General features: G+C 73.1%; 12 protein-coding genes. 4 read left to right on the top strand and 8 right to left on the bottom strand.

The features are described from left to right. The gene (locus ACQPXB_RS17875; RefSeq protein ID WP_432853446.1) at positions 1 to 570 is read left to right on the top strand and encodes a hypothetical protein; all 570 of its coding nucleotides are present in this window, start codon (positions 1 to 3) and stop codon (positions 568 to 570) included. Positions 571 to 610: 40 nt separating this feature from the next. Here the strand turns inward: ACQPXB_RS17875 and ACQPXB_RS17870 are convergent, their stop codons facing one another. From ACQPXB_RS17870 to ACQPXB_RS17840, 7 genes are all read right to left on the bottom strand, one after another. Beyond that, positions 611 to 1,195 (bottom strand): CGNR zinc finger domain-containing protein, encoded by a 585-nt coding sequence (locus ACQPXB_RS17870; RefSeq protein ID WP_432853443.1) that lies wholly within the window; start codon positions 1,193 to 1,195, stop codon positions 611 to 613. 176 nt (positions 1,196 to 1,371) lie between these two features. Next, positions 1,372 to 2,166 (bottom strand): enoyl-CoA hydratase/isomerase family protein, encoded by a 795-nt coding sequence (locus ACQPXB_RS17865; RefSeq protein WP_432853440.1) that lies wholly within the window; start codon positions 2,164 to 2,166, stop codon positions 1,372 to 1,374. Positions 2,167 to 2,176: 10 nt separating this feature from the next. Then, positions 2,177 to 3,070: an alpha/beta hydrolase gene (locus tag ACQPXB_RS17860; RefSeq protein ID WP_366578064.1), complete on the bottom strand. Its 894-nt coding sequence runs from the start codon at positions 3,068 to 3,070 to the stop codon at positions 2,177 to 2,179. Between the two features lies 1 nt (position 3,071). After that, a complete protein-coding gene (locus ACQPXB_RS17855; protein ID WP_432853436.1) occupies positions 3,072 to 4,187 on the bottom strand; it encodes an alpha/beta fold hydrolase in 1,116 nt (371 codons plus the stop codon). A gap of 201 nt (positions 4,188 to 4,388) precedes the next feature. After that, the gene (locus tag ACQPXB_RS17850; protein ID WP_432853433.1) at positions 4,389 to 5,720 is read right to left on the bottom strand and encodes a M14 family zinc carboxypeptidase; all 1,332 of its coding nucleotides are present in this window, start codon (positions 5,718 to 5,720) and stop codon (positions 4,389 to 4,391) included. Between the two features lie 112 nt (positions 5,721 to 5,832). After that, complete coding sequence (locus tag ACQPXB_RS17845; protein ID WP_432853430.1) at positions 5,833 to 6,780, bottom strand: threonine ammonia-lyase; 948 nt, start codon at positions 6,778 to 6,780, stop codon at positions 5,833 to 5,835. A 22-nt stretch (positions 6,781 to 6,802) separates the two neighbouring features. Then, on the bottom strand, positions 6,803 to 7,672 hold the full coding sequence (locus tag ACQPXB_RS17840) for a MurR/RpiR family transcriptional regulator (RefSeq protein ID WP_366578058.1): 870 nt from the start codon (positions 7,670 to 7,672) through the stop codon (positions 6,803 to 6,805). 115 nt (positions 7,673 to 7,787) lie between these two features. On the opposite strand from ACQPXB_RS17840, the gene ACQPXB_RS17835 reads away from it, so the two are divergent. Then, positions 7,788 to 9,344 (top strand): gamma-glutamyltransferase family protein, encoded by a 1,557-nt coding sequence (locus ACQPXB_RS17835; RefSeq protein ID WP_432853426.1) that lies wholly within the window; start codon positions 7,788 to 7,790, stop codon positions 9,342 to 9,344. A 65-nt stretch (positions 9,345 to 9,409) separates the two neighbouring features. On the opposite strand, the gene ACQPXB_RS17830 is transcribed toward ACQPXB_RS17835, so the two are convergent. Then, positions 9,410 to 10,378 (bottom strand): threonine/serine dehydratase, encoded by a 969-nt coding sequence (locus ACQPXB_RS17830; protein ID WP_432853423.1) that lies wholly within the window; start codon positions 10,376 to 10,378, stop codon positions 9,410 to 9,412. Positions 10,379 to 10,485: 107 nt separating this feature from the next. Between ACQPXB_RS17830 and acnA the strand changes: the two genes are divergently transcribed. Both acnA and ACQPXB_RS17820 read left to right on the top strand, forming a co-directional pair. Further along, positions 10,486 to 13,170 (top strand): aconitate hydratase AcnA, encoded by a 2,685-nt coding sequence (acnA, locus tag ACQPXB_RS17825; RefSeq protein ID WP_432853420.1) that lies wholly within the window; start codon positions 10,486 to 10,488, stop codon positions 13,168 to 13,170. After that, the gene (locus ACQPXB_RS17820) at positions 13,163 to 13,879 is read left to right on the top strand and encodes an MBL fold metallo-hydrolase (protein ID WP_432853417.1); all 717 of its coding nucleotides are present in this window, start codon (positions 13,163 to 13,165) and stop codon (positions 13,877 to 13,879) included. Before acnA ends, ACQPXB_RS17820 begins: the two co-directional genes overlap by 8 nt. Positions 13,880 to 13,887 lie beyond the last annotated feature (8 nt).

Raw genomic sequence — 13,887 nt, 5'->3', positions numbered from 1 at the left:
ATGGCGCGGACAACCGTGTTCAGAGGCGCTCTCGCCGCCGCTTCCGTCTCGGCGGCGGTGCTCGCCACCGCGTGCTCGGGCGGGCCCGCCGCACCGCCGGTTCCGTCAGTGCCGTCGGTACCGTTGTCCACCTCCGTGGCCCCGACCGCGACGCGGGCGCCGGCGGCCCCGTCGTCTTCCGCGCAGCAGCCCGGCCAGTCCCAGCAGCCGGTGGCGGCGGCCGCCGCCGGGTTGAAGTTTCCGGGCAAGAGCCTCGAAGTGCGCTTCACCCGCTTCGACCGCGCGACCGGGATGGCGGAGTTCTACCTGGTCACGCTCGCCCCGAACGGCGGCGCGGGCCCGCACCTGGTCGACGTGCCGGGGCTGCACCGGCTGCCGCTGGCCCCGAACGCGACGATCGAGTCCGTCGACCCCGCCGGGTTCCCGTTCGAGACCTGCCCGCCGACCGAGTGCTCGACCGGGATCGAGCTGCGGAGCGTGCTGAGCCACTACGGCGGCAGCGGGCTGTTCGCCGACGCCGCCGTGAACGCCGCCGACCGGATCACCGACATCCACGAGATGGCGTACTGACCGCGGCCGGGTTCCCGGGCCGCCGGTCCGGGAACCCGGGTCAGGAGCTCTGCTGGGTGCGCCGGCGGGCGCGGTAGGCGCGCAGGTTGACCGCGTTGCCGCACACCTGCACGTTGTGCCACACGCCGCTGTTGTTGCGGGAGCGGTCGTAGAAGGCGACCGCGCAACGCTTGTTGCGGCAGGTCTTCAGACGCCGCCAGCGGTCGGCGCGCTGGGCCTCCAGCACCTCGATGAGCACGATCGACGCCACGCGCCGCCAGCCGGTGCCGCGCGGTTCGGGCCGGATCCAGCCGTCGGCGCCGGGCTGCAGGACCACGGGCGCGCTGTGCAGCAGGGCCGTGCCGGCTTCGGCGTCGTGGTCGGTGAAGTCGCGCAGCTCGTCGCGCAGGTCGCGCAGGCGCTCGACGTCGTCGCCGGTCAGCTCGACGCGTTCGGCCGGGCGTTCGGTGGCCTCGGCCCACCGCTCGAGCGCGTCGTCGAGCCACTTCTGCGCGTCGCCGAGCTCGGCGAGCAGGTCCTTCTCCCGGGGCTTGCCGGCCGAGAGGGTGTTGAGCAGGTCGTGCACGAAACCCAGCCCGCCCGGGCTCACCTCGAGCTCGTAGCGATCGGTCGCCGGCCAGTTCATCTCGCACTCCTCCCGGCAGAGTCATCACGTCGTCAACTCTGTCGGATCGACTATACCGCCTGTGGCCAGCACGCAAGACGGAAAGGGCAGTCCACCCGGTCCGACGCAGGCGGACCGCTTTCGGCTGCGTCGGCGGCTCGGGAAGGCAGCTCGGGAAAAGGCAGCTCGGGAACGACTCAGCGCCCGTCGAACGTCAGCACCGGCCGCGGCCGGCCCGCCTGGTACGCGGTGATCGCCGACGCCAGGCCGCGGCGGGCGTCTTCGGTTTCGTACAGCGGCATCGACAGGTCGAACAGCACCTGGTCAGCGGCCGCAGTGCCGCCGGTCTCCCACGTGCGCAGCAACGCCTTGTGCACGGCGTGCGCCCGGGTCGGGCCCTGCGCCACGCGGCGCGCGAACGCCAGTGCCTCGGCGAACACCTGCTCGTCGGGGACCACCCGGTTGACCACCCCGGCCTGAGCCATCTCGGCGGCCGGCACCGGCTCGGAGGTGAGCGCCCACTCCATCGCCCGGGCCCGCCCGGCCCGCGCGGCGACGCGGTGGATCCCGCCGAGCAGCGTCACGATCCCCAGCGTCTGCTCGGGGTGGCCGAACCGCGCCGATTCGCCGGCGAAGAGCACGTCGGCCCGCAGCGCCAGCTCGAAGCCACCGCCGAAGCACAACCCGTGCACCGCGGCGATCACGGGCACGGGCAGCTGCTCGACCGCGTTGAACGCGCGCAGGAAGAGCTCGAACGACGCCCGCAGTTCGCGGACGTCCTGCCCCTCCCACGGCACGATGTCGCCGCCGTAGCTGAAGTCGGGGCCTTCGGCGTGCAGCACGACGGCACGGGCGCCGTGCGCGGTGATCTCGTCGACCGCAGCCAGCAGCTCCGTCGTCATCGGGACGCCGATGCGGTTCTGCGGCGGGTTGTGGAGCGTGAGCACGGCGACGTGCTCGGAACTGTCTCGGCTCAGGGAAAGCTGGGGCACGGCGGGCTCCTCAGGACAGGTGCTGCTCGAACCAGGACCGGGCTGCGGCGCTGGAACGGGCGAACTCGGCGACGTACGGGTCGAAGTGCCCGCCCGGGATCAGTTCGAGCCGCTTCGGCTGCAGAGCGCGTTCGTAGGCGGCGAGCGCCAGGTCGGTCACGGTGACCGTGTCGTTCAGGGCCACGACCAGCAGCAGCGGCGTCGGCGACACCCGGCTGATCCACGAGCCCGGCTCGTACATCCGCGCGGCACGCGTGGAGCGCACGGTGACCTGGTTCTCCCAGATGCCCTCGGGGATGTCCTGCAGGTAGAACCCGACCGCGTCCGGCGCGCGGTAGGAGGCGGGCACGGCCGGGTCCGCGCTCACGATCGTCTGGCTGCGCGGAGGTTCACCCCGCCCCACCGCGCGGTCGTCCTCGGCGAACGCGTGCTCCAGCGCCGCGACCGCGTCCGGCGGCACGCGGCGCAGGCCCTGCTCGACGCCGCTGATCGTCGGCACCTGCGCGACCACGGCCTTGAGCCGCCGGTCGGTGGCGCCCAGCACGATCGCGTGGCCGCCCGCGTAGCTGGTGCCCCACAGGCCGATCCGCTCCGCGTCGACCTCGGGCCGGGCCTCGAGGAAGGTGATCGCGCGGCGCCAGTCGGCGATCTGGCGCCACGGGTCCACGTCCTGGCGCGGCGTGCCGTCGCTGGCGCCGAACGTGCGGTGGTCGTGCACCAGCACCACGAAACCGGCGTCGGCGAACGCCTCGGCGAAGGGTTCGAGACCGTGTTCTTTCACGCCGGCGTAGCCGTGGGCCATGGTGATGGCGGGCCGCGGGCCCGGCTGGTCCGGCACGAACAACCAGCCGCGCAGGGTCACGCCGTCCTCGCCGGCGAACTCGACGTCGTTTCGCGTGGTCATGTCAGGCCTCCTGGTGGAAGTGGGTGGCCGCGAGGTCGGGCAGACGCCGGCCCAGCTCCGCGGAGAACTCGAGCGCGCCGCCGAGCGGGCGGTGGTGGATGGCCGCCCGCACGATCCGGCCGGCCTCGTCCCGGGTGAGCACGGTGACGCCGAGCAGCGTCGTGCCGCCGAACGCCACGGCCTCCCACTCGAGGTAGGTGCGCTCGCCGGACTCGGTCTGGTGCGTGAACTTCAGCGACTCGTAGATCGCGCTGGCGGCGGCCATCACGCGCTGCACGTTCTCCCGGCCTTCGACCGGTTCGCGCAACACGGCGGCTTCGAGGACCACGTCCTCGGCGAACGTCTCGCCGAACGCGGCGGCGCTCTTGCGCGAGAACCCGGCGGCCCAGCCGCGCGCCTGCCCGCCGGCGAACCGGGCGATCAGCTCGGCGAGCCGGGCGGGCGCCTCGGCGTGGGTCCAGTGGCCCGCACCGGCGACGACCTCCGTGACGGGCGCGGCGAAGCGCGGCGCGACGGCGCCGGCCACGAGGTCGGCCGTGACGAACGGGTCGTCCCCGCCGCGCACGATGAGCACCGGCCCCGGGTAGCCGCTCGGCGCGTGCCCTTCGGGGGCACCGTTGTTCCAGCAGGAGGCGAACGCGCGCACCACCTCGGGACGCACCCGCAACCCGGCGGCGCCGATGCGTTCGGAGGTCACGGCGCTCAGGTTCGGCGACAGGTTCGCCCGCGCCGCGCGCTGCGCTTCGGCTCCGGCCTCGCCGAGCGAGCGGAACGGCTCGATGGCCTCGTCCGGCAGGTGCGTGCCGGCCAGCGGCACCGGGTTCACGAGCACCAGCCCGCTGGTCAGCTCCGGTCGTGCCGCCGCGACCAGCTCGGCCACCGCCGAGCCCATGCTGTGGCCCACCAGCAGGAACGGGCCGCCGATCGCATCCACAGTGGACAGCAGGTCGGCGGCGAACCGGTCGTAGGTAAAGGGCCCGGCCTCCGTCGCACGGTCACCGCAGCCGGCGAGGTCCACGACCACGTACTCACCGCCGGCCGGCAGCGCCGCGACGAGACCGTCCCAGACCCGGTGGTCGTCGAGGAACCCGTGCACGAAGACGGTCGGCTCGGCCATGGATCTTCCCCGATCAGGTCCTCCCGGCGTCGGGCGACTGCCGGTGTCTGACCCAACCGTAAACCGTTAGCCTCTGTCGTGTCAGGAGCTACGCCGGGTGACGCCGACCACACGGCACGCGTTCAGCGTCCGGAAGTTCCCCATTCAGGACCGTCTTCGTGCCGAGTTACGACAGAAGTGTACGAATTTGGCCGCCGGTCTTCACTGCCGGTACGGCGCGGCGGCCGCCTGCGCGGCGGTGATGAACGCGCCCTTGTTCTTCGGCCAGAACGTGCTGTCCACACAGGAGTACTTCGGCAGGAACCCGCCGCACGTGCCGCTCGAGGCACCGACCTCGAAGGTGAAGCTCGCGACGCCGAGGGCGCCGTAGGTGAAGTCGTCGGTGGTGCCGCTCGTGTCGTAGCCGACGGTCTCGCGGTTGGTGCCCACGAGGTAGCCGTTGGAGGCGGTGAATTTCGCACCGAGCTTGCGGTACTGCGCGTCGTTGGGCGAGTTCGCCTGCGTGAAGCCCCACGGGATCACGATGTCGTTGCCGTAGCTGTGCAGCGTGATCATCGTGCCGCGCGCGGTCGTGGGCGCCGGGTCGTTGGTTCCGGTGCCGCGCTGCACGGGGTAGATCGCGCGGAAGAACTTCTCCAGCGCCTGCGTCTCCGGCTCCGAACCGGCGCTCGCGCCCTGGTAGGTCTCGGCGCACGGCGAGTTCGAGTCCCCGCCCCAGTGGAACGTGGAGTTGCGGTTCACGTCGATGCCGACGTTGGTGCCGGAGCAGCCGCCGCGGGTGTTGTCGGCGTTCTTGCGCTGCAGCTTGGGCGAGTTGCCGCCCGAGGCCACGATGTCGACGCCGTCCGGGTTGGCGATCGGGATCACCCACACCTCGGTGGTGTCCAGAATGGACTTCGCGGTCGCGTCGCTCGCGTACCCGTCGGCGAGGTAGTCGATCCAGCGCCACGCGAGCTCGCCGGTCGAGATCTCGCGCGCGTGGATCTGGGCCATCAGCACGAACTTCGGCTTGGCCGACGTCGTGGACAGCGTGCAGTCGCCGGCCTGCTTCTTGCTGAGGCAGATGGCTTTCAGGTCGTGTCCGCCCTGGCCCTTGGTCTTCTTCCACGACGGACCGAGCGTGTACACGGTCGCGAGGTCCGGGTGCGCGGAGGCGACCTGGGCCAGGTGCGCTTCCTGCGCGGCGACGGTGCGGTAGCCGCCGTAGAAGGTGTCGGCCGCGGCCCGGGCAGACGCGGCGGGCACGTCCTTGTAGACGGAGTCGAAGTACGACGGCCGGTACCCCAGCGTCCGCAGCTGCCGCGCCACGGCCTGGTCACCCACGACGTACGCGGCTTCGCGGTCGGATTCGGCGACGTCGAACCCGGCCCGCGCGAGCCCCGCCGCCTGGTCCGCGTTCGCCGGCACCCGCCAGAACACCGGCGCACCGGACCCGGGCGCGGCGGCCGTGGCGCCGGGGGCACCGCTCGCCAGGCCCGCCACCAGCACGCCGACCGCCGCCAGCGCGGCCTTCCACGACGACCTGACCTTCATCGGGGCTCCTCACGGGTGCATCGGGGGACGGACCGACGGTGACCGTCCCGCAACGCACAGTGTGGCGGCCCGGGACAAACCCGGCACACCCACGAAAGTCGGAACTCCCGGCTCAGCCCTCCGTGAGGATCGTCGCGAGCAGCTCGGCCGCGATGTTGCGCCCCGACACGACGAGCACGACCGGCCGGTCGAGGGGCACCAGGCCCGCGCGCAACGCGGCCAGCGCGGCGGCCGACGAACCCTCCGCGACCAGCCCCGCCGTGAGCGCGAACTCGCGGACCGACCGGCGGATCGCGGGCTCGTCGACGTCGACCAGCTCGACACCGGCCTCGCGCACGATGTCGGGCGTGATGGTGCCCGGCTCGAGGTTGCCGACCAGCCCGTCCGCGATCGTCTCCCCCACCGGCACCGTCACGAGGTGTCCCGCCGCGACCGCCGCGGACACCGCGTGGCAGGCGGCGGACTCGACGCCGACCACGCGCACGTCCGGTTTCGCGCGGCGGGCGCCGAGCGCCGTGCCGGCCAGCAGCCCGCCCGAGCCCGTGGGCACCACGATCGTGAAGTCCTCGCCGAAGCTGTCGGCGACCTCACCGACGAGCGTGCTCTGGCCTGCGATCACGTACGGGTCGTTGTAGGCGGACACGAACTTCATCCCGCCGGCCGCGAGCTCCAGCGCCTTCGCCTCCGCGCCGTCGTAGCCGCCCGGCGCGAGCACGAGGTCCACCGGGTAGGTGCGCAGGGCCGAGATCTTCGCCGGGGAGCCGGCTTCAGGAACGACCACTGTGGACTTCGCGCCGAGCAGCCGCGACGCGTGCGCGATGCCGAGCGCGTGGTTGCCCGCCGAGGCCGTGACGACCGGCGTGCCGTCGGCGGCGTACGCGGTGAGGGCGGTGACGCCGCCGCGGACCTTGAACGAGCCGGTGGGCTGCGCGCCCTCGTACTTGAGGAACACGGGCACGTCGAGGCCCGCGGCGGGGAACGGCAGCAGCGGGGTCGGCGGGAGGTTCCGCGCGACCGTTTCCCTTGCCTGGTCGAGGATGGCGTCGGCGATCAGGGGCATGGCTCTCCTTCGAGGGGACGGGTCAGGCTTCCGGGGCGAGCTCGCGGCGCAGGCGGGTGAGCAGCTCGTAGGTGTCGACGGCAGGGTCGCGCCCGACGGCCATCGTGGCGAGCACGAGCATGTCGGCCAGCAGCATCCCGCCCAGCGGTTCGGCGGTGAGGCCGCCCGCGGACGCCTCGTCGCGCAGGACGACGTCGACGGCGCCGGTGAGCTCCTCGCCGAGGTTCTCGGTCACGAGGATCGTTCCGGCCCCGGCGGCCCGCGCGTGGGCGACGAGCGTGTCGAGCTCGGGCAACGCGCGGCCGGGCGCGAAGATCACCACGGCGTGGCGGGCCGACAGGCTGAGCAGGTCGTCGGCGAGGGTGAAGCCGGTGGCACCGGAGCAGACCGCGAACTTGCCGATGCGGTTCAGCTTCAGGGCGAGGTAGCGGGCGCTCAACTCGTTGACGCCCCAGCCGTAGCAGAAGACCGTGGCCGCGGGCGCGATCAGCTGCAGCGCCTTCGCCAGCGCGGCCGGGTCGGTCTTGCGGCCGAGCTCGGTGATCCGCTCGTGCGCGTCGGCCAGGACCCGGTCTGCGGTGGCCGAGAAGTCCCGCGCGGTACGGGCCAGCTGGAGGCGTTCGCTGATCTGCGGTGGCGTGGCCGGGCCGAAGTTCTCGCCCAGCGCGGCTTTGAGGTCCGGGAGCCCGGCGTACCCGAGCCGGCGCGCGGTGCGGACCACCGTGGCGTCGCTCGTGCCCGTGGTGCGGCCGATGTCGCCGGCGGTGGCCAGCATGATCCGCTGCGGCGGCGACGCGACGAGGTAGCGCGCGACGACGCGTTCGGTCTTGCTCAGCCGGGTCCACTCGTGGTTGACCCGGCTGGCGAGGGTGCGCGGTTCTGAAGTATCCAATTCAGCTAGTGCCGTTTCTGTCGTCACTGCTACAGTGACCGCAGCTTACCCCGCCCGGCCGGGACTGCCCCGGGCCTCGCCGCGCACGCCCGCTCGCCGCGAAGAAGGAGCTGCCTTGTCCCCGACCACCGGCGCCATCGCCTCGCCGCACGCCCTCGCCACCCGCGCCGGGGAACAGGCGTTCCGCGCGGGCGGCAACGCGATCGACGCGGCCCTCGCGGCCGCCACGGCGCTCACCGTCGTCTACCCGCACAACACCGCGCTCGGCGGTGATCTCGTGGCGCTCGTGCGCACCCCCGACGGCTCGATCACCTGCGTGAACGCCACCGGTACGGCTCCGGCCGCCCGCGACCTCACCGCACTGCGCGCCCGCCACGGCGAGCGGCTGCCGGAACGCGGGCCCGACACCATCACCGTGCCCGGTGCGGTACGCGGCTGGGAGGCGCTGCGCGGCCACGGCGCCGCGCTGGACTGGGCCGCGCAGTTCGACACCGCGATCGAGTACGCGGCCGAAGGCGTTCCCGTGGCGCGCTCGCTCGCCGCCGCGCTGGTGATCGACCGGGCGCTCCTCGACACCGACGCCGGTTCGCGGGCGGTGTTCGGTGCGTCGCTTCGCGAAGGTGACCTGCTCGTGCAGCCGAGGCTCGCGGAATCGCTGAGCGCGATCGCGGCCGGCGGGCCCGGGGAGCTCTACGAAGGTGCGGTGGGCGCGACTCTGGCCCGTGGCGTGCAGGCGCTCGACTGTCCACTCACGACGGCCGACCTCGCCGGGTACGTGGCCCGGGACACGGCCGCGATCTCCGCACCGCTGGGCGGGTTCCGCGTGCATACCAGCCCGCCCAACACGCAGGGCTTCGCGCTCTTGCGGACTGTGCGGGCCCTCACCGAGCTGGGCTTCGCCGCCACGCCGTGGACGGCGCCGGCCGCTGTACTGGGCCGCCTGTTCCACGACGGCACCCGCGTGCGCGACACCCTGCTGGCCGACCCGGCCTTCGCCGCCACGGACGTGGCGAACGACGGGTTCGCCGAGCTGATCGCGGGGCTGCGGGATCCGCGCGCCGCCGACGTGGCGGCGGCTCCCTCGATCCCGCGCGGCGACACCGTGGGCGTGGCGGCGGCCGATTCCGCGGGCTACGCCGTGTCGATCATCCAGAGCGTGTTCGACAGCTTCGGCGCCGGCGTGCTGGAACCGGAGACCGGCATCATCCTGCAGAACCGGGGCACGAGCTTCTCGCTCGATCCCCGCTCCCCCAACGTGATCGCGCCGGGTAAGCGACCCAAGCACACGCTGATGCCCGTGCTCGTCACCGGCGAGGACGGCCGCGTCCGCTGGGTGAACTCGACGATGGGCGGGCACGGCCAGCCGCAGATCCACGCGCAGGTGCTGCTGCGGCTGCTGGCCGGCGACTCGCCCGCGGAAGCCGTGAGTGCGCCGCGCTGGGTCGTCGGCGCGCGGGCCGAAGGCCAGGCCTCCGACACCGTGCACCACGAAGCCGACCTCGCGGCCGGGATCGTGGCGGACCTCGCCGCCGACGGCTTCCCGCTGCGGGAAGTCCCGCCACGGACGGAATTCCTGGGGCACACCAACGTCGTCTCGGTCGCGCCGGACGGCACCTTCACCGCCGGCAGCGACCCGCGTTCCGACGGCTCCGCCGCGGTGGTCCGGGCATGAGCGGGCGCCTGCGGCCCGGTTGAAGGGCCCGGGTGGCGAGCCGCCGGCCCGCCACCCCGCCCGGCTCACTCCTGCGCGAGAGCCATGGCGCCCAGGAACGTCTCCAGCGCCACGTTCCGTCCACAGAGGACGACCGCGACCTTCTGGCCCCGGTACTGCTCGGCCGTGCGGATCAGGCCGGCCACCGCGACGCCGGCGGCGCCTTCGACGATCCAGCGCTCGCCGTCGGCGATCTTCCGCATGGCGCGGGCGATCTCCGGCTCGGTGACCGTGACCGTCTCGTCGATCACTTCCTGGCAGATCGGGAACGTCACGGAGCCGGGCTCCACCGCGCCGGCCGAACCGTCGGACAGCGTGGGGAACTCCGGCGTCTCGATGATCTCGCCGGCCTTCAGCGAGTCGAGCATGCAGGTGGAAGCTTCCGGCCACACGCCGACGACCTTCGTGCGCGGGCTCAGCCGCTTCAGCGCGGTGCCTGCGCCGCCGATCAGGCCGCCGCCCCCGGTGCAGATGAACACGGCGTCGAGGTCCGGCGCCTGCTCGGCCAGCTCCACGCCGAGCGTGCCCTGGCCGGCGACGGTGTCGAGGTCGTTGTAGGGCGCCACGTACGGCTTGCCGAGGCGCTCCGACTGCCGGCGCGCCTCCAGCTCGGCGTCGAGCGCGCCGCCCTCGACCACCACGAGCTCGGCCCCCATCGCCCGGATCGCGGCCATCTTGGCCGGTGCGGTGTAGGAAGCCACGTACACCGTGACGGCAACCCCCGCGAGGTTGCCGGCGCGGGCCACGCCCTGGCCGTGGTTACCGGTCGACGTGGTGATCACCCCGGTCCGCTTCGCGCTCTCGCCGAGCACGCGGATCTTGTTGGCCGAGCCCCGCACCTTGAACGAACCGGTGGGCATGAGGTGCTCGGTCTTGAGCCACACGTCGCACCCGAGCTCGTCCGACAGCAGCCGGCTGCGTTCGAGCGTGCTCACCGGCACCTGCGGGCGGATGCCCTGGTGCGCGTCGAGAATGCGGTCGAAGAGGGTGGGCACGCGGGGCTCCTCGGGGGGTTCTCCGGATGGGCCCCGGACGCTGCGCCAGGGCCGCTGGTCTCACTTCCGGGCTTATTATAGCCTATAAGCTGTATGGAAGGAGCGCCTTGAGTACAGCGTCGAACACCTCGGCTTCGAACACCGCAGTCACTTCCGCCACCGCGGGGCACGACAGCTTCGGCAGCCTCGCCCACCTCGACCTCGGCGGCGAGAGCTACCGGGTGCACCGGCTCGACGCCGTCCCCGGCGCCGAGCGGCTGCCCCTGAGCCACAAGATCCTGCTGGAGAACCTGCTGCGGCACGAAGACGGCCACACCGTCACGGCCGAGCACATCACGGCGCTGGTACACGGCGGTTCCGACGCGGCCCAGGACGTCGTCGCCTTCTCGCCGTCGCGGGTGTTCCTCCACGACACCAACGGCGTGCCCGTGCTCACGGACCTGGCCGCGCTGCGCGACGCCGTCGCCGCGGCCGGGGGTGATCCCCGCAGCGTGCGCCCGCGCATCCCGAGCCACCTGACCGTGGACCACTCCGTGGCCACGGAGGTGTCCGGCCGGGCCGACGCCTTGCGCCGCAACGTCGAGATCGAGTACCGCCGCAACGCCGAGCGCTACCGCTTCCTCAAGTGGGGCGAGACGCTCGACGGCGTGCACGTGGTGCCGCCCGGCACGGGGATCATGCACCAGATCAACCTCGAGTACCTCGCCAGCGTGGTGGAACGCCGCGACGGCTGGGCGTTCCCCGACACCTGCGCGGGCACCGATTCGCACACGACGATGGTCAACGCACTGGGCGTGCTGGCGTGGGGCGTCGGCGGCGTCGAGGCGGAGGTGGCGCTGCTGGGCCAGCCGCTGAGCATGCTCGTGCCGCCGGTGGTCGGCGTGGAGCTGACGGGCGAGCTCGGCCCCGGCGTGACGGCGACGGACCTCGTGCTCACGGTCGTCGAAACCCTGCGCGCGCACGGCGTGGTCGGGAAGTTCGTGGAGTTCACCGGCGACGCCGTGGCACGCATCCCGCTCGCGCACCGCGCGACGATCTCCAACATGTGCCCCGAGTTCGGCGCCACCGCCGCGATGTTCCCCATCGACGACGCCACAATCGGCTACCTGCGCCTCACCGGCCGCACGCCCGGCCACGTCGCCGCGGTGGAGACGTACGCGAAGGAACAGGGCCTCTGGCACGATCCTTCGGCGGACCTGCGTTACGACGAGCGCCTGCGGATCGACCTCTCAGGTGTGACGGCTTCCCTCGCCGGGCCGCGCCGGCCCCAGGACCGCGTGCCGCTCGCCGCCGTGCCGGCCAACGCCACGGCCGCCATCGACCGCGTGCGCGCTTCGCGCCCGGCGGAGCAACCGAGCGCCCAGATCCCCGATGGTGCTGTCGCCATCGCGGCGATCACGTCGTGCACCAATACGTCCAATCCGCACGTGATGGTCGCCGCGGGTCTGCTCGCGCGCAACGCCCGCGAGCGCGGCCTGACCGCCAAGCCGTGGGTGAAGACGAGCCTCGCGCCGGGGTCGAAGACCGTCACCGAGTACCTGGCGCGCGCGGGGCTGACCGGACCGCTCGACGAGCTGGGGTTCCAGCTCGTCGGCTACGGCTGCATGACGTGCATCGGCAACTCCGGCCCGCTGCTGCCCAGCGCCGCCGAGGCGGTGGCCGAGCGCGGCGCCGTGGTGGCGTCCGTGTTGTCGGGCAACCGGAACTTCGACGGGCGCATCAACAACGACGTCTCGCTCAACTACCTCGCTTCTCCCCCGCTCGTCGTCGCCTACGCGCTGGCCGGTTCGGTCAAGCACGACCTGACGACCGAGCCGCTGGGGGTCGACGCCGACGGGGAGCCCGTGCTGCTCGCGGACCTGTGGCCGGACGACGCCGAGATCGACGAGGTCGTGCGGGCGCACCTCACGCCCGAGCTGTTCCATGAGGCCTACACCGACGTGTTCGGCGGCGACGAGCACTGGGCCGGCGTGCCCGAGTCCGACGGCCACCACTTCGCGTGGGAGCCGGACTCGACCTACCTGCGCCGCCCGCCGTTCCTCGACGAGGTGAGCGAAACCGTCGCCACGCCGGCGGACGTGACCGGCGCCCGCACCCTGTTGCTGCTGGGCGACTCCGTGACGACCGACCACATCAGCCCCGCCGGCCGCATCCCCGCGGCGAGCAGCGCCGGGCGCTACCTCACGGCCCTGGGCGAGACCGACCTCAACACCTACGCCTCGCGCCGCGGCAACTTCGAGGTGATGGTGCGCGGCGGCTTCGCCAACCCGCGGCTGGCCAACCTGCTCGCGCCGGAGGGCGGCGGCGTCACCCCCGACTTCACCCGCGACGGCGCGCTCGTGCCCATCCACGAGGCTTCGGAGTCGTACGCCGCGGCCGGCGTGCCGTTGATCGTGATCGCCGGCCAGGAGTACGGCACCGGCTCGTCGCGCGACTGGGCGGCGAAGACGACCGCGCTGCTCAAGGTGAAAGCCGTGCTGGCGCAGTCGTTCGAGCGGATCCACCGGTCCAACCTCGTGGCGCTGGGCGTGCTGCCGCTGCAGTTCCTCGACGGCGACAGCGCGGCCTCGCTCGGGCTCGACGGCACGGAGGAGTTCGACCTCGCCGGGATCGCCGGCGTCGTCGAGGATCCGGCGCGGCCGCTGACGGTGCGCGTGCGCCCGGCGGACCGGCCCGCGTTCGAGTTCGCCGTGCGCGCCCGCCTCGACACCCCGCGCGAAGCGGCCTACTACGCGAACGGCGGCGTGCTGCCGTACGTCCACCGGCTGATCCTGCGAGGTGAGCTTGACTGATCCCGCGCCCGTCGTCGAACCGCTGCTGCTCGGCTACGGCCTCTCGTCCGACCAGGGCAGCATCGGGTTCTGCGGCGTCTACCTCGTGCAGACGCCGCGGCGGCGCATCCTGTTCGACTGCGGCCACGCGGGCCGCCGCCGCGCGCTGCACCGGGCGCTGGCGCGCCACGGCCTCGGCGTGCGCGACGTCGACACGCTGGTGCTCTCCCACGCGCACTACGACCACGTGCAGAACGCCGACCTGTTCACCCGCGCCCAGGTGTTCCTGCACCCGGCCGAACGCGCGCTCGCGCCCGGCGACCCCGTCACTCCCCCGTGGACGGACGCGATCTTCGCCGGCCTGGCGCTGCACGACGGCGTTGACGGGCTCGAACTAGCACCCGGCGTCACGATCACCGGGCTGCCCGGCCACACCGCGGGTTCGCTCGGCCTCACCGTCGAAACCGCCGACGGCACGGCGCTGCTCACCGGCGACGCCGTCCCCTCCTCCCGCGCTCTGCGCGCCGGCCGCGCCACCACAGCGGCGAGCGAGGACGCGGCCGCCGCGTCGATCGAGCTCGTGCGGACGCGGGCCGACGTGGTGTACCCGGGCCACGACCGGCCGTTCACGATCGAGGCCGGGCTGCCCGGCCGGTACCTGTTCCCGCGCGTGGACCTCGAGGTGCTCGCGCCCGACCCGCTGACCGACGACCCGCCCGCGCCGTCCTGAGCGCGGGT

Origin of the sequence: Amycolatopsis sp. CA-161197 (assembly GCF_050942255.1) — a bacterium.
Lineage (GTDB): Bacteria > Actinomycetota > Actinomycetes > Mycobacteriales > Pseudonocardiaceae > Amycolatopsis.
Note: the sequence above shows the minus strand (reverse complement) of the source record. Positions and strands in the feature narration are given on the sequence as shown.